The following is a 19369-nucleotide window of genomic DNA, read 5'->3' as shown; positions in this document are numbered from 1 at the left end:
CATTGGTGTTCAAGCGCCGCGACCCCAAGCCGTTTTTGCGCGCGTTGCTGGAGCTTCTCTGGCCGCGTGGCGGATGGACGCGTGCGTTCCACTATGTCAAACACCGCGTCCGCCGCTTGCCGGATACGCCTGAAAAGATCGCGCGCGGCATCTGGGCGGGGGTGTTCACCACGTTCACCCCGTTTTACGGCATCCACTTCTTTGTCGCGGCATTCACGGCGACAGTGATGCGCGGCAATATTCTGGCCTCGCTGATGGCTACCTTCTTTGGCAACCCGCTGACCTATGTGCCCATCGGGCTTGTGTCCTTGCAGACGGGGCATTGGCTGCTTGGGACCGAGATGAAGGAAGGGACCGAACGGTCCTTTGGCGGCAAGTTCGTCGATGCGGGCGGCGATCTTTGGATGAACCTCAAACACGTCATCGCGGGCGAACCACGCGACTGGGCGGGTCTGAACACGTTCAATAACGAGATTTTCTTTCCCTATCTCGTGGGCGGCATCATTCCGGGAATCATCGTGGCGACGATCTGCTATTACGTGTCCGTGCCGGTGATCCGCGCCTACCAGCACCGCCGCAAGGGCGCCATCAAGGCCAAATTCGAAGCCCTCAAAGCCAAGGCGGCTGCCAAGGCAATTGACCGCAAAAAGAAAGCGGACTGAGGCGGGCCAAGTTGGTACAATAAACCGGTTTCTTTGTATTTTCAGTTGCCGGAGACCGCACTAGGTTGATCACCGCAAAGCAGGAAAAAGGGACCAGCCATGACCACACCACTCGGGACGCTGCGCCTTGGCGTGAATATCGACCACGTGGCGACCGTGCGCAATGCGCGGGGCGGGGATGCGCCTGATCCGTTGCGCGCGGCGCGCATTGCCGAACTGGCCGGTGCGGATGGCATCACGGCCCACCTGCGCGAAGACCGCAGGCATATCTCGGACGCCGATATCGAAGGGTTGATGGAGGTTTTATCCGTCCCTCTGAACTTCGAGATGGCGGCGACGGACGAAATGCAGTCCATCGCGCTGCGCCATAAACCCCACGCCGTCTGCATCGTGCCTGAAAAGCGTGAAGAGCGTACCACCGAGGGCGGTCTTGAAGTGGCGCGCGAGGAAAACCGCCTTGCCCATTTCATCGCGCCCCTGCGCGACGCTGGCTGCCGCGTGTCGATCTTTATCGCCGCCGACAAACGCCAGATCGAAGCGGCCCACCGCATCGGCGCGCAAGTGATCGAACTGCACTCCGGTGCCTATTGCGACGCCCATCACGAGGGCCGCTTTGACGACCGCGACCGTGAGTTGGAGGCCCTGCGCGAGATGAGTACCTTTGCCCATGATCTGGGGCTGGAGGTGCATGTGGGCCACGGGCTGACCTATGACACGGTGACACCCGTTGCCGCCTTCCCCGAAGTGATGGAACTCAATATCGGCCACTTCCTGATTGGCGAGGCGATTTTCCGCGGGCTTGATCCGGCGATCCGCGAAATGCGCCGCCTGATGGACGAGGCCCGCAGCGGTGCCACCGCGTGAAACGTGCGTTGGCCCTGATCTGTGCACTTGCGGGGCAGCCTGCGTTTGCGCAGAACGGCTGGCCTGATCTCGACTCGCTGCTGGGGCGTACTTTGGCCGTTGGGGCGCAGTTCGAACGGTCCTTCTGGTTGCCCGATGTGGCCGATCCGGCACTTGCCCGCCAAGCGATTGGCGTGGTCTATCCGATCATTCAGGGCGCGGCGGGCAATACCGGCATCAGCGTCGCCTATTACATGCGGGTCCAAGGCGGTTGGGCCTTTGCCGGTCAAATTGCGGGGTTGTTCGGCCATAACCCGCGCGATCCCGTCTACAGTGCAGGCGCTGTGCAACTGACCACCACCATGCCCGGCCCGAACGATCCGCGCTGCTGTCCGACGCAGGCGGCGCGCTGGCACATCGACCTCACCACCTTGCAAGCGCAGCATCTGAATTGATGCGCCCTGCCACCCCATACCGGAGAATGCCCCTATGATCCGCCACTGTGTGATGCTGACCCTCGAAGAAACCGCCGACCGGAGCGAGCTGGACCGCGTGATGCTGGAACTTGCCACGTTGGTTGAAGGGCTGGACGGCTGTACCGGCTTTCGCGCTGGACCGAACCGCGATTACGAGGGCAAGTCGCCGGACATCGCCTATGGCTTCATATTCGACGCGGACACGCCCGACGCGCTGGCGGCATATGCAGTGCATCCCGAACATGTCGCGCTAAGTGCGCGGCTGATTTCCTTGTGCAAAGGCGGCGGGCGCGGGGTCGTCATCTATGATCTGGAGGTCGGCCCGTGATTCTGGGCATCGGCACCGATCTGGCCAATATCGAAAGGATCGAACGGACCCTCGCGCGCTTTGGCGACAGGTTCCGCAACCGCGTCTTTACCGACATCGAACAGGCCAAGGCGGAACGCCGCGCCGATACACCCGGCACCTACGCAAAACGCTGGGCCGCGAAAGAGGCCTGTTCGAAAGCGCTTGGCACCGGATTGCGCATGGGCATCGCGTGGAAGGACATGGCCGTCAGCAACCTGTCCACCGGCCAGCCGGTGATGGCAGTGACCGGATGGGCCGCTGAACGGTTACGCGACATGACGCCGGAGGGGCACGAGGCGATCATTCACGTGACACTGACCGATGACCACCCGTGGGCGCAGGCCTTTGTGGTGATCGAGGCACGCCCGACGCCCCCACAGCCCTCATAGGGGCGCGATACGCCGTGTCACAGGCCCGCCCGCCTTGACAGTGACAGTCCACGCCCGCATGTACCCCAAACATCGTGACCCGAGCAGGAGCGCCCAATGGCCGCCAAGGAAAAGAACCAAAACGGCGTGATCGAAACGATCAAGACCATCGTCTACGCGCTGCTGATTGCAGGCGTGTTCCGCACGTTGTTCTTCCAACCCTTCTGGATCCCCTCCGGTTCGATGAAAGAGACATTGCTGATCGGTGACTTCCTGTTCGTGAACAAGATGGCCTATGGCTATTCCTATGCCTCCTGTCCGTCGATCCCAATCATCGGTCTGGACGCCAAGGCGCTGTGCGGATTTCTTGATGGTGACAACACCCGCATTCTGGCCGGAGAGCCGGAGCGCGGCGATGTGGTCGTCTTCCGTCACCCGATCTCGGGTGCGGATTACATCAAGCGTCTGGTCGGTTTGCCCGGTGATACGGTGCAGGTCACAGATGGTATCCTGATCCTGAACGGCACACCTGTGCCACAGGAACCCGCAGGCACCTTTACCGAAGAATTTGCCCCCCAAGGGCCGCAAGGATTGCGCCCGCGCTGTGAGAACGGTGCCGTGGGGCAGGGTGCGGATTGCACCAAATCCCGCTTTACCGAGACTTTCCCAGACGGGTCGACGCATATCGTGCTGAATGTGACCAATCAGGGCTCGGACAACACCTCTGTTTTCCGCGTCCCCGAGGGGCACTATTTCTTCATGGGCGACAATCGCGACAACTCTTCCGACAGCCGCCTTGCGCAGCTGGCTGGTGGCGTCGGCTTTGTCCCTTATGAGAACCTGATCGGGCGTGCGGATCGTATCGTGTTTTCCTCGGCTGGTCGTTCCATGCTGTTCTTCTGGACATGGCGCGGCGACCGGTTCTTTGAACGGATCGAATAATTTTGAAACATGTGTGCCGGATGATGTCTGCCTTGATGGCAACCGCGCCTAACAGCGCAGAACGGGTACGAAGCCGCCCGAACACATGGGTGCGCACATGAAACTGGGTGCGGATCTTGCCGCGTTCGAAACGCGCATTGGCCACAGCTTTCGCAATCCCGAATTGCTGATCGAGGCGGTGACCCATGCCTCCATGTCGTCGCCCACGCGCAACGACAACCAGCGGCTGGAATTTCTGGGCGACCGAGTGCTGGGCCTTGTGATGGCCGAGGCGCTTTTGGCCGCAGATGTGGCCGCCCCCGAAGGCACACTTGCCCCGCGGTTCAATGCACTGGTGCGCAAGGAAACCTGCGCCGATGTGGCACGTGACATCGGATTGGGCGAGGTGTTGCGCCTTGGGCGGTCCGAGATGATGTCGGGCGGGCGGCGCAAGCTGGCGCTGCTGGGTGATGCGACCGAGGCGGTGATTGCCGCTGTGTATTTAGACGGCGGGTTCGATGCGGCGCGTGGTGTTATCATGCGCTTGTGGGCGGATCGCATCGGGCGGGTCGAAGAAGACGCGCGGGACGCCAAGACCGCGTTGCAAGAATGGGCGCAGGGCCGTGGCCTTGCCCCGCCCGCCTATGTCGAAACCGGACGGACGGGGCCGGATCACGCCCCCGAATTTACTATCGCGGCCCGCTTGGCCACGGGGCAGGAGGCAACCGCCTCGGCCCGATCGAAACGCGAGGCGCAACAGGCCGCCGCCAAGGCCCTTCTGGCCCAATTGGAGCAAGACACATGAGCACCCGCGCCGGATTCGTCGCCCTGATCGGAGAGCCCAACGCGGGCAAATCCACCCTGCTGAACCGCATGGTCGGCGCCAAGGTCAGCATCGTAACCCACAAGGTCCAGACTACCCGCGCACGTATTCGCGGCGTGGCGATGGAAGGCGACAGCCAGATCGTGTTTGTCGACACGCCGGGCTTGTTCCAGCCGCGCCGCCGTCTGGACCGCGCCATGGTCGCTGCCGCTTGGGGCGGGGCGGCAGATGCGGATATCGTGGTTCTGATGATTGAGGCGCATCGCGGCCTGAGCGAAGGCGTTACCCGCATCCTTGAAGGATTGGGTGATATCGGCAAGGGCCGCACCGTGGCGCTTGCGATCAACAAAATCGACCGTGTCGAGGCACCCGTGCTGCTGGGTCTCGCCGAAAAGCTAAACGCGGAATATGATTTTGCCGAAACATTCATGATCTCGGCTGAAAAAGGGCACGGCGTTGATGCGCTGCGCAAATGGCTGGCCGCCGAGCTGCCCGACGGGCCGTGGCTCTATCCCGAGGATCAGATCGCCGATCTGCCGATGCGCATGATCGCCGCCGAGATGACCCGCGAAAAGCTGACCCTGCGCCTGCATCAGGAACTGCCCTATCAGTTGACTGTCGAGACGGAGAACTGGGAAGAGCGCAAGGACGGCTCGGCCCGTGTCGACCAGATCATCTATGTCAGCCGTGATGGCCACAAAGGCATCGTGCTGGGCAACAAGGGCGAAACCATCAAGTCTGTAAGTCAAGCCAGCCGCGCCGAACTGACCGAGTTTCTGGGCCGTAAGGTGCACCTGTTCCTTCAGGTGAAGGTGCGCGAAAAGTGGCAGGACGAAGCCGAGCGCTATTCCGAGATGGGGCTGGATTTTAAAGACGGCAATGTCTGAGACATCTGCCAGCCGACCCTACGGGGTGCATATTTGGAGAACAATGATGCCATGGCACGGCTGACGTCACGGTTCTGGGTGGATGCCTATCTTGCGCGGCTGCGGTTTGCCGATATTCCGGCCTTTGTTGTGGCGCATGGCGATGACACGGGCGGCGCGGTTCTGGTCAAGGTGAACTCTTTGGACGGGTGTGCGGTGCTATTCCAGCGGTCGTTCGATTTGATGTCGGACACACGGGTTTGGGCCGAGCTTGCCGGTGGGGAAGAGGCCGAGGTCGATGCGGCCATCGCCCGTCAGCGCGGGTTTGATCCTGATCTGTGGGTGGTCGAGGTCGAGGACCGGCAGGGGCGTCATCTACTGGATCAGGACGGGTTGAGCTGAGATGGAGTGGCGCGGCACTGGCATTTTGCTGAACACCCGTCGCCATGGCGAGACCAGTACGATTATCGAAGTGTTCACCGAAGAGATGGGCCGTCATGCAGGGATCGTGCGGGGCGGCACCAGTCGTAAGATTGCGCCGATCCTGCAACCGGGCGCGCAGTTGGACGTGGCGTGGCGCGCGCGGTTAGAGGATCACATCGGCGCGTTCACGGTCGAGCCTGTGCGTAGCCGCGCGGCCCTTGTCATGGGCGACCGGTTGGCCCTTGCGGGGCTGAATGCGGTGACGGCCTTGTTGAGTTTCTGTTTGCCGGAACGTGAGGCGCATAGCGCCCTTTATCGACGTAGCGAGCAGTTGCTGGACCTACTGGGGCAGAACGAGTTGTGGCCGCTGGCCTATCTGCAGTGGGAAGTGGCGCTGCTGGAGGAGATGGGGTTCGGACTGGACCTGTCATGCTGTGCCGTGACGGGGGCACGGGACGATCTGGCCTATGTCTCGCCCAAAAGCGGGCGGGCGGTGTCGCGGACGGGGGCAGGCGACTGGGCGTCGCGGTTGCTGCCATTGCCGGATGTTTTACTGGGGGAGGGCGATGCGGCCGATAGCGAGATCGCGCAGGCGTTCGAGACAACGGGCTATTTCCTGACCACGCATCTGGCGCCGGATCTGGGAACGCGCCCCTTGCCCGAGGCGCGCGCGCGATTTGTTGCAGCGTTCACTCGGACGCTTTGAACACCATTTCGGCGCCGTCCTCGTTGCGCAGGACTAAGGTGTCATCAAGCACTTCGGATTGGGTCATGGCGTCCAGTGCCATGAAAAAGGCACTTTCGGCACCAAGATCGGGGCAGGCCATTTTGGTCGCTACGACGGGGCCGGTTTTAAACCACGGGTAGGGGACGGTGTTGGTGCCGGAATAGCGGTTGCACGGAGCTTGCCCTGAAATCCGCCCATCCTCGCCAAAGGTGAGGGTGGCGCGGGCGGTGAAGGCGGAGCCGTTCAGTTCAACCAGCGTCCATTCCCTGTCCGCAGCGCCATAGCTTGCGACGGTTTCATCTGCCTGACAGGCCGATACGAGGCCGGCCAGTAGCAAAAGTGTTGCGCGGATCATTTGAGGGCCATCACCAGATCGACAAGCGCGGCAAAGGCGACAAGGCCGTCGTCATCTGCGCGGTGCATCTGCTTCAATCCGACCAACGCGCCATAGGCGGCAAGAGCGAAATCCTTGTTAGTGACACCGATGCCCTTCATGAGGGTCATCAGCCGCTCAAGCCGAGCGTCATCGACTGCCGCAACCGTTTTTGCAACAGACGCATCAGCATGGGCCCATGCGCGCAAGGCGGGGCCTGCAGCGTCTTCCTGAACGCTTTGGCCAAAGCGAATCATCTTGTCCGTATCCGACCCGTCCATGTCCGCATCTTCGGCCAGTTGGGACAGGGTGCTTTCCTTCCACTGCGCAAGCAGCGCGGCCTGAAAGGCGGGTACGTCCTTGAAATGCCAGTAAAACGACCCTTTGGAGGTGTTCAGATGGCGCGACAGGGGTTCGGCACGCAGGGCCAGTGGCCCGTCGAGGGTGAGTTGCTCGAGGCCAGCTTGAATCCAAGCTTCGGGGGAGAGGGGAGTTTTTGCCATATTCTGGCGATACGTCTTAGTATGCTGCGGCGCAATACAAACTACGGTAGTATGGGTTTATGAGCGTATTGCCGCACATTTGCGGCGCGGGACCGCCTGAAAGACCGCCGGTTTAGCGGGAAAATTCGGACCAGACGGCCAGGCCGACCACCAGCAGCATGGACGCCGCCATGGCGTAGTTGATCCATTTCTGGCGTGTTGGGGGCAGGTCCAGCGCCTTGAGGCGGACGCCGAACCAGACCCAGACCACGTGGATCGGCACCCAGATCGCATTCACGATCAGCAGCTTCCAGATCGCTTCGGCGACCAGTGCGTCGGGCATGATCGCAAAGCCTGAGAACAGCGCCGTGTTGACGGCATAGGCCTTGGGATTGATCGGTTGCAGCAGGATTCCTGCTATAACACCAGGTTCGGTGCGTGCAGGTGAGAAGGCGAGCTTGGACCCCGCCAAAGCGATCCGCGCCGCGAGGTAGAGCAGGTAAGCCGTGGACAGGGCAAACAGCACCGTCCGCACCAGCGGATTGGCCAGCACCAGCGCAGCGAGGCCCGAAACCACCGCCAAAATCACAAGATTGTTGCCGATGAAAAGGCCGAGCACATAGCGCAGGCCCGACCGAATGCCATAGGCGGCACCCACCCCTGCGGCAGACAGAACCCCGGGGCCGGGGGTGATGATCAAAAAGAAAACGGCGGCGGCAAAAGTCAGCATGCCGCCACTGTGAATATTCTGGCCCCCGCGTCAATCAATAGGACGCAAGGACGTACCTAGCCAAGAAGGCGGCGCGCGATGACCTGTGCCTGAATTTCTGCGGCACCTTCAAAGATGTTCAGGATGCGGGCATCGCACAAGACGCGCGAAATCTTGTATTCCAGCGCGAAACCGTTGCCGCCGTGGATTTGCAGCCCGTTATCGGCCGCCGCCCATGCGACGCGCGCGCCCAACAGCTTGGCCATCCCCGCCTCCACATCACAACGGCGCCCCTCGTCCTTTTGAAGGGCCGAGAAATAGGTGAGTTGGCGGGCGATCATGATTTCGACCGCCATCATCGCCAGTTTGTTCGCCACCCGAGGGAAGGCGATCAGTGATTTGCCGAACTGTTTGCGATCAACCGCATATTGCATCGAGATATCGAGCGCAGATTGTGCCACGCCGATGGCCCGTGCGGCGGTCTGGATGCGAGCGGATTCGAAGGTCTCCATCAACTGTTTGAAGCCTTTTCCCTCGGTCCCGCCTAACAGGTTCTCGCCCTTGACCGCGAAGCCGTCAAAGGCCAGTTCGTATTCCTTCATCCCGCGATAGCCCAACACCTCAATCTCGCCGCCGGTCATGCCTTCGGTCGGGAAGGGGTTCGCATCATCGCCGGGTGTCTTTTCGGCCAAGAACATCGACAGACCTTTGTAGTCGGTCGTGTCGGGGTCGGTACGGGCCAGAAGGGTCATTACATGGGTGCGGGCGGCATGGGTGATCCATGTCTTGTTGCCGGTGATGGTATAGTTGCCATCCGCGTCCTTGCTGGCGCGGGTGCGGAGCGATCCGAGGTCGGATCCGGTGTTGGGTTCGGTGAAAACCGCCGTAGGCAGGGTTTCGGCGCTAGCGAGGCGGGGCAACCACTTGGCTTTTTGTTCCTCGGTGCCGCCCGCGATGATTAATTCGGCGGCGATTTCGCTGCGGGTGCCAAGGCTACCCACCCCGATATACCCGCGCGAGAGTTCCTCGCTCACCACGCACATCGATGCTTTGGACAGACCAAAGCCGCCGTATTCCTCGGGGATGGTCAGGCCGAAGACGCCCATTTCGGCCAGTTCCTCGATGACCTCCATCGGGATCAGTTCGTCATTGAGGTGCCAGTCATGGGCAAAGGGTTCGACCTTTTCCACAGCATAGCGGCGGAACTGTTCGCGGATCATCTCCAGCTCTTCGTCTAGCCCACTGGCGCCGACGGTGATTTCGGCGTTGCGTTTCTGCATAAGGTCCACAAGGCGCAGGCGGGCGGCTTGGGTATTGCCGCCTTGGGTCAGTGTCTGCACCGCGGGCGTCATCAGCGCGCGCATGTCGTTCTGATCCAGCCCCATATCCTGTGGGCGCAGCACCTCGCCCTGATTCATCTGGATGCCGCCGTAAATCTGCCAGAGGTATTCGCCAAAGGCGATTTGCAGGATCAGTGCCTCGACCTCGCCAAATTTGGACTGTTCATCAAGGCCGCGCGCCCAAGAATGCATCTGCCGCAGAGATTCGGTGTAAGTGGCAAGCCATGCCAGTCCGTGCGCGGCGGTCTGGTGTTGTTCGACCAAGGCGGCAGAGACACGGCCATTCTCGCTCAACTGTGCGCGCAGGCGGGCGCGGGCCAGTTCGGTGATCTCTTCCACCGGAGCGAGGGCCGCGTCTGTCAGCGCCAGCAGATCGTCCAGCAGTACGGGCGCGACAGTGCCGATATCCTGTCCATCATGTGCCATTGCGCGTCTCCCTTTTGTCATGTCCGCGCCTGACTACCGACTTTGCAGGTGCAGCGCAACAAATATTCATTTGTGTGCCGTAATTTGTTTTATTATTACGCGGCGTTCTTTTGCAGTGCGGCGCAGAGCGGCGTAAGAGGGCGCTATGAATATGTTTTTTGACCTGCTTCCCGCACATCTTTGGATCATCGCCCTTAGCATCGCCCTTGTGGGCGGAATTGTGAAAGGTGTTGTCGGTTTTGCAATGCCGATGGTGGTCATTTCCGGCCTGTCGTCTTTCATTGATCCAGAACTGGCTTTGGCCGGACTGATTCTACCGACGCTGGTGGCCAATGGCACGCAGGCGCTGCGCCAAGGGGTCAAACCCGCACTCGCCACGGCGCAACGGTTCTGGGTTTATCTTTGCGTCGGGGGGCTGGTTCTGCTGTTCAGCGCGCAGTTGGTCCGCGTGCTTCCCATCGGCGTTTTGCTGGGCCTGATCGGTATCCCCGTCACCCTGTTTGCCCTGCTGCAACTGGCGGGCCTGACCTTTAGTCTGTCGCGTCAGCGCAAGGATGTCGAAGTGGGCATCGGGGCCTTTGCCGGTTTCCTTGGCGGGATATCAGGCATCTGGGGGCCGCCGACAGTTCTATATCTGACGGCCCTTAATACCGAAAAATCAGAACAGATGCGCGCCCAAGGCGTGATTTACGGGCTGGGCGCGGTTGCGCTGGTCGGGGCGCATATCGGGTCGGGTGTGCTGCGGTGGGAGACGCTTCCGCTCAGCCTTGCGCTAATTGCGCCGGCCCTTCTGGGCCAATGGCTGGGCGGGAAGGTGCTCGACCGGATCGATCAGGTGGCTTTCAAGCGTGCCACCCTGTTCGTGCTTCTAATCGTCGGCGCGAACTTGATCCGGCGGTCTTTGATGGCTTAGGACGCGCGGCGCGCGACTGTCAGGCCAGATACATCTTCGATGAAAGTGACGATGCGGGATTTGATTTTCTCGTCTTCGATCGCTGCCAATGCGTTCACAATGTCCAGACCGTTGTCCTGAGCGGCGGGTGCTGCTTCTTCATCCAGACCTTCGAAAAAGTAGGATGTTGGTACGTCGAGGATTTGGGACAATTCGAAAAGACGGCTGGCCGCAACGCGGTTCGATCCGATTTCGTATTTCTGAATTTGCTGAAATGACAGGTTAAGACGTTTTGCCACGTCGGTTTGCGACATACGGCGTAGTGTTCGAATTTGTTTCAGTCGTTTTCCGACATGAGCGTCCACTGGGTGTGACATTTTTATAATTACCTCCGGTTGTTGTGCCAGAGTGATCCGTTATCCCGCTCAACGGTTCAATTGACTAAGTTTTTACATTGGAAACACGTAGATGTTGCATTATTGTATGATTTGTTTACCCATAATGTGTTGCTGATCATACGTTGGACCTGTTCGTGGAAAATCAAGTGAGTGGAATGAGTGAAGCGAACCAACCTTTGTTGTTCGAAATGTTGCGGTCCTTCACCACGCTCGCGAAGACGCTGAATCTGTCCCATGCCGTGTCCGAACTTCAGAGCACGCGTCAGACCGTGCGCCGCCATATTGCACAGCTCGAGGTGTTGCGTGGCGAGCCGCTGTTTCACGTAAATGATCGCCGCTATGAACTGACCGCCGCCGGAAAGGCTGCCTTGCCCGAGGCGCAGGAACTTCTGGTGCGCGCGCGCGCTTGGGCGCGGGGGCAGACAGGATCGCACGGGGTGCTGCAATACCTCAAGGCGCAGACCGGCGATTGGGTCATTCACCAGCAACAGCAACCCATGGCCCGCATCTGGAGTGACGAATCGATTCTCCTCCGCGAGACCTATCGCGCGTGGGTTATGGCGGGCGGCAACATCGAAGATCCGTGCCTGTCCCATGTCCGGCCTTTCCTGATGGTGTACCGCAATAGCGAAAACGGCTGGATCTGTGTCGAGTTCGGTGAGGAATCTGCCTATGTGAACTGGTTCGGAATCGACTATGCCCGATCCAGTATCGGACGCCCCATCGCGCGGCTGCCTGCGGGTGAGGAATTCGGCAAAATGCTCGACCAGTCCTTTGACGAAATCGAGGCGACGCAGGTGGCGCGGCTGGACCATGTCTACACCCGTATGCCCCAAGAAGGCCAAGAACCTAAGCCTCCGATGGTATATCAGCGCCTTATGATGGGCGGCAGTTTTCCCGACGGATCACCGGCGGTCATGTCCCTTGTCGTGCCCACGGCCAACGTGAACATCCCCGAATTGAGCGATGAGGAAAAACAGAAGATCACAATGATTAAGCCGCCGGAATTCGACCCTGACAATGCGGTCTTTGAACAGCTGGCGCTGCGGGGCTTTTAGGACGGCGTTTCCAATCGTCGATAGGGTGCCGTTAAAATTCGAGTAATGGTTGTCAATCTGTATTAACTTTGCCGCGATGTGGCAAAGGAGACATATGAATGACGATGCAATTCTCGGCCGATGCGGCCCCGTTTATCGCGACCAGCCGTGACATCCTGTTTCGGCAGGGGATCAAGCTGACCATCGGGAGTGATTTTGACGAATATAGTGATATCGTCGCAAACGAGCGCCCGATGCAAAAGCTCGGCGCACCTTTCGATCCGGAACTTCACGATCTGAACGAAAGTAATGCGTTCTGGCTGATCGGGCGAAGCGAGGACGGCACCCTGATTCACACGCAGGCGTCAAAGATGGTCCGCCTGACCGATCGTCCGCTCAGCGGCTATTTGCTGCGCCAGTTCCGGTCCTACCCGCCGCCCCTGAAAGGCGTCGATCTGCGCACGTCGCGTTTCCGCGCCACACCTGGCACGCACCGGATCGAAGGTATTTCGGCCTATCACGGTGAATTCTGGGTCGCCCCTGAACGTGGTAAATACCGCGGCGTCGGACTTGCACCCGTGTTTGGCCGTACCGGCATGCTGGAAATGATGCGCCGTTGGGATCCCGATTGGATCTACGGATTTATCCTCAACGTGGTCGCCTATAAAGGTTTTGGGGCGCGCATCGGTTATCTGCACTTGGAACCCAGCGTACTCAAATGGGTGGTCGATGGACGGGATGAGCCCATCGACACGTTCCTTGCCTATAACAGCCGCGAAGACCTTCAGTATCTTCTGGACCTGCCTCTGAACGACGTCCTTCCGGAGGCCGCCTGAGCGCAGGGGTGGCCGCCATCATCCGATGGCGGCAGCCCTGACATCGTCATCAATATGCGGCAGGTACTGTTCGAAGTTGGAGGAGAACATATCCACCAGCTTCGTCGCCTGCCGGTCATAGGCCGCGCCGTCATCCCATGTGCGGCGCGGATCCAGCAGGATATCCGCCACACCAGGCACCGAGACGGGCACGTCAAAGCCGAAGTTCGGATCTTTGCGGAACTCGCCCGCGGCCAATGTTCCGTCCATCGCTGCCGTCAAAAGCGCGCGTGTGGCGCGGATGGGCATACGGCTACCGGTGCCATAGGCGCCACCGGTCCAACCGGTATTAACCAACCAGCAGGACGCGCCGTGTTTAGCGATTTTGTCTTGCAGCAACTTGCCATATTCCTCGGGGCGGCGCGGCATGAATGGCGCACCGAAACAGGTCGAGAATGTTGGCTGAGGCTCGGTCACGCCGCGTTCTGTTCCGGCGACCTTGGCGGTGAAGCCCGATAGGAAGTGGTACATCGCCTGCGCTGGCGACAGACGTGCGATAGGGGGCAGCACGCCGAACGCATCGCAAGTCAGCATGATGATATTCTTGGGATGCCCGCCAAGCGCCGAAGCCGACGCATTCGAGATATAGTGCAGCGGGTAGGCGCAGCGCATGTTCGCCGTAAGGCTGTCGTCTTCGAAATCAAGGTCTTTGGTGTCGGGATCATAGACCATATTTTCGATGACGGTGCCGAACTTCTCGGTCGTGGCATAGATTTCAGGCTCGGCCTCGCGGCTGAGGTTGATGGTCTTGGCGTAACATCCCCCTTCGAAGTTGAAAGTGCCGCGATCGGACCAGCCGTGTTCGTCGTCGCCGATCAGCGTGCGGCCTGGATCGGCGGACAGCGTCGTCTTGCCCGTGCCGGACAGGCCGAAAAAGACAGCTGTGTCGACAGGGTTGCCATGGGCGTGATTGGCCGAACAGTGCATCGGCATCACGCCGCGTTCGGGCAGAAGGTAGTTCAGCAGGGTGAACACGGATTTCTTGTTCTCGCCCGCATATTCCGTGCCGCCGATCAGGATGATTTTGCGGGCGAAATTCATGGCGATGACGGTTTCGGACCGGCAATTGTGACGTTCGGGGTCTGCTTGGAAGGACGGGCAATTGATGACCGTATAGTCGGCAATGAAGTCCGCGATATCGTCCGCATCTGGGCGGCGCAGCATGTGGCGGATGAACAGGCCGTGCCAAGCCATCTCGGTAACCATGCGCACATTGATGGCAAGGCTCGGGTCCGCGCCGCCAACAAGGTCTTGCACGAAATAGTCGCGCCCTTCCATGTGGCTCAGCATATCCTCGTAGAGGGCGTCGAACCCTTCGGGGGACATGGCGGCGTTGTTGTCCCACCAGATGTGATCGGCCACATCCGGCGTTTTGACAACGTGTTTGTCCTTGGGCGAGCGGCCCGTGAATTTTCCGGTGGTGACAAGGAATGTGCCGCCTTTGCCAAGGGTGCCTTCCTTGCGTTCGAGGGCGCATTCGATCAACGCGGGTTCGATCAGGTTGTAATAGACATTGCCAAGACCCTTGATCCCTTGATCTTCCAGGCGGAACTGCGGGTTTACCCGTCCAAATGTCATATGATTTCTCCTGAGGCCGCTTTTTCGGCATTTTAAGTCAGAAAGTGCTGCGCGCCGTGCAACTTTGCACACGACACTCCTGCGTCTTAACACGCCGATTTCAAAGGTGAACAGCCGCTGGGGGAAGGTTAGCGCCACCATTGCAACCGGTTGCGCAAACACTCGTCGCTGGGGATTCCCTCTGGGCGCGAATGTGCGGCAATTTAGCCATTCCTAACGAATTTCTGACGACACTGCGGGCGTATTCGTCACCTGATTCGCACTTACCGATTGATTCGAAAGGCCAAAACAGTGAGTATTGCGGAAAAAGCTATAAAAACGAGCAGCACAAGGAAACGGGCAATGTCTAAAATTGCATTGGTGGACGACGACAGGAACATCCTGACGTCGGTATCCATGACGCTTGAGGCCGAAGGGTTTGAGGTAGAGACGTACAACGACGGGCAGGCGGCGCTGGATGCGTTTAACAAGCGGCTGCCTGATATGGCGGTTCTTGATATCAAGATGCCGCGCATGGATGGCATGGATCTGTTGCAGCGTCTGCGCCAGAAGACATCGATGCCGGTGATCTTCCTGACCTCCAAGGATGACGAGATTGACGAGGTTCTGGGCCTCCGCATGGGGGCGGACGACTATGTGAAAAAGCCGTTTTCCCAACGGCTTCTGGTCGAACGTATCCGTGCATTGCTGCGGCGGCAGGATGCTGTCGCGGGCGAGGTTGTCGGCGACACCGAAGAAACCAAAGTGATGGAGCGCGGCGATCTGCGCATGGACCCGTTGCGGCACGCGGTGACGTGGAAGGGCAAGGATGTGTCCCTGACCGTGACCGAATTCCTGCTGTTGCAGGCGCTGGCTCAACGGCCCGGTTTTGTGAAGTCGCGTGATCAGCTGATGGACGTCGCCTATGACGATCAGGTCTATGTCGACGACCGTACCATCGACAGTCACATCAAGCGCTTGCGCAAAAAGATGCGGTCGGCGGACGATACATTCTCGGCGATTGAGACGTTGTACGGCATCGGCTATCGTTACAACGAAGAGTAACCGCCAAAATTGGCCTAGGTTGAGGGTATAACCTTGCGAGATACGAGCGCCCCACCATCGCATGACGGAGACGTTGTGCTTGGGGAGGACTGGGTTGCACCTGACACCGCGACTTCGTCCGAAATGCGAGATGACCGCGCCCGTCGCGGTCTGATCTCTTTGCGCGGGTCGCCTTTGGCGCGCAAGATCATCACCTTCAACCTCATTGCCCTTAATGTTCTGGTTGCGGGGATCTTGTATCTCAACTCGACCCGCGACAGTCTTGCTGTGCAGCGGATTGCGGCGCTGGTGGCGCAGGCCGAACTGGTGGCCGATGTCCTAGAGGCCCAAGTGCCAGCAGGCGCGCCCGTCAATCTGGCGACAGGCGACGGCGTGGATGTGGTTGCCACACTTGATGGTCTGGACGTGCGGCGCGGGCACGAGGTGTTCGTTTTTGACACCGAAAGCGCGTTGGTCGCCCGTAGCGAAGGCACGATGGATGCCTATCAGGCGGACTCGGCATCGGGTGAGGACCTCGCGGTTCTGACCGACGGGCTAAGCTGGGTATGGAACCTGATTTCGGCACCTTTTGCGTCTGAGCCACAAACGCCCCCATCCATCGAAGAACAGTTGCGCCCACTGGTCGCTGAATCGCTGGGCGGTGAAACGCAGGTGAGCGAAGGGCTGGACGGCACCGGCGGCGCGGTATTTAGCGTTGTAACGCCAATCCAACAGGGCGGGACAGCCGTAGGCGCGGTTGCGTTGATCAGCGCCTCTGGTGAGATCGACGCGATGGTGCGCGATGAACGCGAACGCGTGTTGCAGATGTTCGTCATCGCGACGCTTGTTTCTATTGGGCTAAGCCTTGTTCTCGCCTCGACCATTGCCAATCCGCTGGCCGACCTTGCCGCCGCCGCCGAACTGGGCCGCGACAAGAATGCACGCAAGGTCAATCCCGGCCGCATCCGCATTCCCGACCTGACAGCGCGGCCTGATGAGATCGGGCGGTTGTCCGGTGCGCTGCGCGGGATGATTGCCGCGCTCTATAACCGTATTGACGGTAACGAACAGTTTGCCGCCGATGTCGCCCACGAGATCAAGAACCCTCTCGCCTCGCTCCGCTCTGCGGTGGGGACGCTGCGCATGGTCAAGCGTGAAGACCAGCGCGATAAGTTGCTGGACGTGATCGACCACGATGTGCGCCGCCTTGACCGTCTTGTTAGCGACATTTCCAACGCGTCCCGTCTGGATAGCGAGCTGGTCAAGGAAGAAGAAGAACCGTTCAACCTGCTGCATATGCTCGGCAACCTCAGCCAGTATCTGGGTGAGGATGCGCGCGGCAAAGGCATCGAATTCATCGCCGACCTGCCCGACACCCCGATTGAGGTGCAGGGCCTTGAGGCGCGCCTGGCGCAGGTTTTCGTCAACCTAATCACCAATGCGATTTCGTTCTGCGAAGATGGCGATGCCATCCGTATCTGGGCGCGTAAACGTGAAAACCGCGTGCTTGTGGTGGTCGAGGATACAGGCCCTGGCATTCCCGATCAGGCGCTGACCAAGATCTTCAAACGCTTCTATTCACAGCGTCCGGAAGAGCACTTTGGTAACAACTCCGGTCTGGGCCTCGCGATTTCCAAACAGATCGTCGAAGCGCATGGGGGGGTGATCTGGGCCGAGAATATTCGCCCGACAGATGCCGACATCACGTCTGAACCCTTGGGCGCGCGCTTTGTCGTAGGTCTGCCGGTCTGAATGCTATGAGCGATGCGACCCGCCTGCACGCCACAGCGGTCGCGCTGGGCGGCAAGGCTGTCTTGATCACGGGGGCGTCGGGCAGCGGGAAATCCTCGCTCGCGCTCAAATTGATGGCGTTGGGGTGCCAGCTTGTTTCGGATGACCAGACCGTGCTTGAACGCACTGGCGATACGATCCACGCTTCGGCGCCTGCGGCGATCCGCGGATTGATCGAGGCTCGTGGAGTCGGCCTTCTGCGCGCAGAGGCGACCGAGGGTGATGTGGTTATGGTGATCGACCTTGATCAGGTCGAGGCAGAACGTCTGCCGCCGCCGCGAACCACGCAAATCCTCGGGCTATGGCTGCCCTGTCTTCAAAAAGTTGTGTCACCCGCTTTTCCCGCGGCGATTTTGCAGTACTTGAAAGCGGGTAGGGAGCCGACTCCATGAAAGGTATGACGTGACCACCACCGACCCGACACAGCCAGCCCGCCGTTTCGTTCTGGTCACAGGCCCGTCCGGCGCGGGGCGGTCCAGCGCCATCCGCGCGCTCGAAGACCTCGGGTACGAGGCGATCGACAACATGCCGCTGCGCCTGATCGGGGCGCTGCTGGAAAACCCTGTCGGGGATCGTCCGGTCGCTTTGGGTATAGACCCGCGCAACCGCGATTTTTCCATCGCGTCCGTCATGGATGCCATGGGTCTGATCGCGGCGATCCCGAATGTGGTGCCGGAACTGCTGTATCTGGATTGTCGCACCGATGTCCTGCTGAACCGGTTTTCCGAAACTCGCCGCCGGCACCCGATGGCCAAGGATGATCGGGTCGAGGCGGGTATCCAGCGCGAATTGGAACTGCTCGCCCCCTTGCGCGCTTGCGCCGATATCCTGATCGACACGTCGGACCGTAACGTGCACCAACTGCGCGCCGAGGTCGAACATTGGTTCTCCAAGGGCGATCACAGCCAGTTGTCGGTTTCGGTGCAAAGCTTCAGCTACAAACGCGGCCTACCGCGCGCGGTCGATCTGGTCTTTGACTGCCGGTTTCTAAAAAACCCGTATTGGGAACCCGCACTGCGCGCGCTGAACGGCCAAGACCCCGAAGTGCTGGCGCATATCCGCACCGACCCGCGTGCCGCAGAATTCGAGGCAAAGCTGCAGGATATGATGCTGTGGCTGCTGCCTGCCTATCTGGCCGAAGGAAAATCCCATGTCTCGGTCGCCTTGGGGTGTACCGGAGGGCAACACCGTTCCGTCGCAATGGCTGAAACCTTAAGCTCGGCCCTTGCAGAGGCAGGCTGGCAGGTGTCTATTCGCCACCGCGAACTGGATCGTCAAAAACGTGAAGAGGCTTGAGTTTGATCGGCATCGTAATTGTAGCCCATGGGGGACTGGCTGGCGAATATCTGCGGGCCATCGAACATGTCGTCGGGCAGCAATCCGGTGTGCGCGCGATCTCTATCGAAGCGGATGACGACCGCGCGGCCAAGGAATCCGAAATCTGCCGTGCTGCCGATAACGTGGATTCGGGCGACGGCGTTGTGGTCGTGACCGACCTATTCGGCGGCTCTCCGTCAAACCTCAGCCTGTTGGCCTGCCGCCCGCAAGACCGCCGCATTCTATACGGCGCAAACCTGCCTATGCTGATCAAGCTCGCCAAAAGCCGCCAACTGGACGTCACCGATGCCGTGCGCTTGGCTTTGGATGCGGGTAAAAAGTATATAGACAGTCAAAATATTAATGCAGACGGATGACTATGACCCAATCCCGACTTGAAATTGTGAACATCAAGGGGCTGCACGCGCGCGCGTCTGCCAAGCTGGTCGAGGTGGTCGAGGCGTTCGACGCCCGTGCCACGGTCAGCCGTGATGGCATGTCTGCATCAGGCGACAGCATTATGGGGCTTTTGATGTTGGCAGCGCCGATCGGAAGTTTTATTGACGTTGAAACCTCGGGACCGGATGCGGAAGCACTGTCCGAGGCACTGGCTGCGCTGGTGGCGGATAAATTCGGGGAGGATGCCTGAACTTGCCGGACCGGACGTGAC

General features: G+C 59.9%; 25 protein-coding genes. 19 read left to right on the top strand and 6 right to left on the bottom strand.

All coding sequences use genetic code 11. From position 1 onward, the window contains the following. Positions 1 to 2: 2 nt before the first annotated feature. The 10 genes from AC6GQJ_RS08085 to recO all read left to right on the top strand — a co-directional run bounded on the left by AC6GQJ_RS08085 (position 3) and on the right by recO (position 6437). On the top strand, positions 3 to 662 hold the full coding sequence (locus AC6GQJ_RS08085; protein ID WP_500773537.1) for a DUF2062 domain-containing protein: 660 nt from the start codon (positions 3 to 5) through the stop codon (positions 660 to 662). Between the two features lie 99 nt (positions 663 to 761). Next, the gene (locus AC6GQJ_RS08080) at positions 762 to 1526 is read left to right on the top strand and encodes a pyridoxine 5'-phosphate synthase (RefSeq protein WP_500773535.1); all 765 of its coding nucleotides are present in this window, start codon (positions 762 to 764) and stop codon (positions 1524 to 1526) included. Continuing rightward, positions 1523 to 1960 carry a hypothetical protein gene (locus AC6GQJ_RS08075; RefSeq protein ID WP_500773533.1) on the top strand — a complete coding sequence of 146 codons (438 nt, stop codon included), beginning with the start codon at positions 1523 to 1525 and terminating at the stop codon, positions 1958 to 1960. Before AC6GQJ_RS08080 ends, AC6GQJ_RS08075 begins: the two co-directional genes overlap by 4 nt. Positions 1961 to 1994: 34 nt before the next feature. After that, the gene (locus tag AC6GQJ_RS08070; protein WP_500773532.1) at positions 1995 to 2309 is read left to right on the top strand and encodes a Dabb family protein; all 315 of its coding nucleotides are present in this window, start codon (positions 1995 to 1997) and stop codon (positions 2307 to 2309) included. Continuing rightward, positions 2306 to 2719, top strand: a complete 414-nt coding sequence (gene acpS, locus AC6GQJ_RS08065) for a holo-ACP synthase (protein ID WP_500773530.1) — start codon at positions 2306 to 2308, stop codon at positions 2717 to 2719. Before AC6GQJ_RS08070 ends, acpS begins: the two co-directional genes overlap by 4 nt. Positions 2720 to 2815: 96 nt before the next feature. Beyond that, complete coding sequence (gene lepB / locus AC6GQJ_RS08060; protein ID WP_500773528.1) at positions 2816 to 3640, top strand: signal peptidase I; 825 nt, start codon at positions 2816 to 2818, stop codon at positions 3638 to 3640. A 97-nt stretch (positions 3641 to 3737) separates the two neighbouring features. After that, complete coding sequence (rnc, locus tag AC6GQJ_RS08055; protein ID WP_500773526.1) at positions 3738 to 4424, top strand: ribonuclease III; 687 nt, start codon at positions 3738 to 3740, stop codon at positions 4422 to 4424. Then, positions 4421 to 5329 (top strand): GTPase Era, encoded by a 909-nt coding sequence (gene era / locus AC6GQJ_RS08050; RefSeq protein WP_500773524.1) that lies wholly within the window; start codon positions 4421 to 4423, stop codon positions 5327 to 5329. The genes rnc and era overlap by 4 nt, the downstream gene beginning before the upstream one ends. 51 nt (positions 5330 to 5380) lie before the next feature. Then, positions 5381 to 5710: a DUF1491 family protein gene (locus AC6GQJ_RS08045; RefSeq protein ID WP_500773522.1), complete on the top strand. Its 330-nt coding sequence runs from the start codon at positions 5381 to 5383 to the stop codon at positions 5708 to 5710. A gap of 1 nt (position 5711) precedes the next feature. Next, positions 5712 to 6437: a DNA repair protein RecO gene (gene recO / locus AC6GQJ_RS08040; protein WP_500773520.1), complete on the top strand. Its 726-nt coding sequence runs from the start codon at positions 5712 to 5714 to the stop codon at positions 6435 to 6437. Here recO and AC6GQJ_RS08035 read toward each other — a convergent pair. From AC6GQJ_RS08035 to AC6GQJ_RS08020, 4 genes are all read right to left on the bottom strand, one after another. Then, complete coding sequence (locus tag AC6GQJ_RS08035; RefSeq protein WP_500773518.1) at positions 6421 to 6813, bottom strand: META domain-containing protein; 393 nt, start codon at positions 6811 to 6813, stop codon at positions 6421 to 6423. The two genes, recO and AC6GQJ_RS08035, sit on opposite strands and share 17 nt — an antisense overlap. Beyond that, positions 6810 to 7334, bottom strand: a complete 525-nt coding sequence (locus tag AC6GQJ_RS08030) for a TetR/AcrR family transcriptional regulator (protein WP_500773516.1) — start codon at positions 7332 to 7334, stop codon at positions 6810 to 6812. Before AC6GQJ_RS08030 ends, AC6GQJ_RS08035 begins: the two co-directional genes overlap by 4 nt. Before the next feature lie 112 nt (positions 7335 to 7446). After that, the gene (locus tag AC6GQJ_RS08025) at positions 7447 to 8043 is read right to left on the bottom strand and encodes a LysE family translocator (protein ID WP_500773514.1); all 597 of its coding nucleotides are present in this window, start codon (positions 8041 to 8043) and stop codon (positions 7447 to 7449) included. Positions 8044 to 8099: 56 nt separating this feature from the next. Next, the gene (locus tag AC6GQJ_RS08020) at positions 8100 to 9788 is read right to left on the bottom strand and encodes an acyl-CoA dehydrogenase family protein (RefSeq protein WP_500773512.1); all 1689 of its coding nucleotides are present in this window, start codon (positions 9786 to 9788) and stop codon (positions 8100 to 8102) included. Between the two features lie 145 nt (positions 9789 to 9933). Between AC6GQJ_RS08020 and AC6GQJ_RS08015 the strand changes: the two genes are divergently transcribed. Then, positions 9934 to 10701, top strand: coding sequence for a TSUP family transporter (locus tag AC6GQJ_RS08015; RefSeq protein ID WP_500773510.1), 768 nt, complete (start codon positions 9934 to 9936; stop codon positions 10699 to 10701). Here the strand turns inward: AC6GQJ_RS08015 and AC6GQJ_RS08010 are convergent. Then, positions 10698 to 11057, bottom strand: a complete 360-nt coding sequence (locus AC6GQJ_RS08010) for a helix-turn-helix domain-containing protein (protein ID WP_500773508.1) — start codon at positions 11055 to 11057, stop codon at positions 10698 to 10700. The genes AC6GQJ_RS08015 and AC6GQJ_RS08010 overlap by 4 nt on opposite strands. A 176-nt stretch (positions 11058 to 11233) precedes the next feature. On the opposite strand from AC6GQJ_RS08010, the gene AC6GQJ_RS08005 reads away from it, so the two are divergent. Together AC6GQJ_RS08005 and AC6GQJ_RS08000 are read left to right on the top strand one after the other, a co-directional pair. After that, on the top strand, positions 11234 to 12136 hold the full coding sequence (locus tag AC6GQJ_RS08005) for a helix-turn-helix domain-containing protein (RefSeq protein WP_500773506.1): 903 nt from the start codon (positions 11234 to 11236) through the stop codon (positions 12134 to 12136). A 98-nt stretch (positions 12137 to 12234) separates the two neighbouring features. Beyond that, a complete protein-coding gene (locus tag AC6GQJ_RS08000) occupies positions 12235 to 12951 on the top strand; it encodes a hypothetical protein (protein WP_500773504.1) in 717 nt (238 codons plus the stop codon). An 18-nt stretch (positions 12952 to 12969) separates the two neighbouring features. Here AC6GQJ_RS08000 and AC6GQJ_RS07995 read toward each other — a convergent pair whose 3' ends face one another. Next, the gene (locus AC6GQJ_RS07995) at positions 12970 to 14568 is read right to left on the bottom strand and encodes a phosphoenolpyruvate carboxykinase (protein WP_500773502.1); all 1599 of its coding nucleotides are present in this window, start codon (positions 14566 to 14568) and stop codon (positions 12970 to 12972) included. Between the two features lie 342 nt (positions 14569 to 14910). On the opposite strand from AC6GQJ_RS07995, the gene AC6GQJ_RS07990 reads away from it, so the two are divergent. Genes AC6GQJ_RS07990 through AC6GQJ_RS07965 form a run of 6 tightly spaced genes read left to right on the top strand, consistent with a single transcriptional unit; the run spans position 14911 to position 19348 of the window. Next, positions 14911 to 15612, top strand: coding sequence for a response regulator transcription factor (locus AC6GQJ_RS07990; protein ID WP_500773500.1), 702 nt, complete (start codon positions 14911 to 14913; stop codon positions 15610 to 15612). A 33-nt stretch (positions 15613 to 15645) separates the two neighbouring features. After that, entirely contained in the window at positions 15646 to 17343 is a 1698-nt protein-coding gene (locus AC6GQJ_RS07985) for a sensor N-terminal transmembrane domain-containing protein (RefSeq protein WP_500773498.1), read from the top strand. A gap of 5 nt (positions 17344 to 17348) precedes the next feature. After that, on the top strand, positions 17349 to 17774 hold the full coding sequence (locus tag AC6GQJ_RS07980; protein WP_500773496.1) for an HPr kinase/phosphorylase: 426 nt from the start codon (positions 17349 to 17351) through the stop codon (positions 17772 to 17774). 10 nt (positions 17775 to 17784) lie between these two features. Further along, positions 17785 to 18678 carry an RNase adapter RapZ gene (gene rapZ, locus AC6GQJ_RS07975; RefSeq protein ID WP_500773494.1) on the top strand — a complete coding sequence of 298 codons (894 nt, stop codon included), beginning with the start codon at positions 17785 to 17787 and terminating at the stop codon, positions 18676 to 18678. Positions 18679 to 18680: 2 nt separating this feature from the next. Next, positions 18681 to 19076, top strand: a complete 396-nt coding sequence (locus tag AC6GQJ_RS07970; protein ID WP_500773492.1) for a PTS sugar transporter subunit IIA — start codon at positions 18681 to 18683, stop codon at positions 19074 to 19076. A 2-nt stretch (positions 19077 to 19078) separates the two neighbouring features. Next, positions 19079 to 19348: an HPr family phosphocarrier protein gene (locus AC6GQJ_RS07965; protein ID WP_500773490.1), complete on the top strand. Its 270-nt coding sequence runs from the start codon at positions 19079 to 19081 to the stop codon at positions 19346 to 19348. Positions 19349 to 19369 lie beyond the last annotated feature (21 nt).

This window comes from Tateyamaria sp. 7Alg 36 (genome assembly GCF_059882455.1).
The sequence above is the reverse complement of the archived record's forward strand: the minus strand, read 5'-3'. Positions and strand labels throughout refer to the sequence as shown.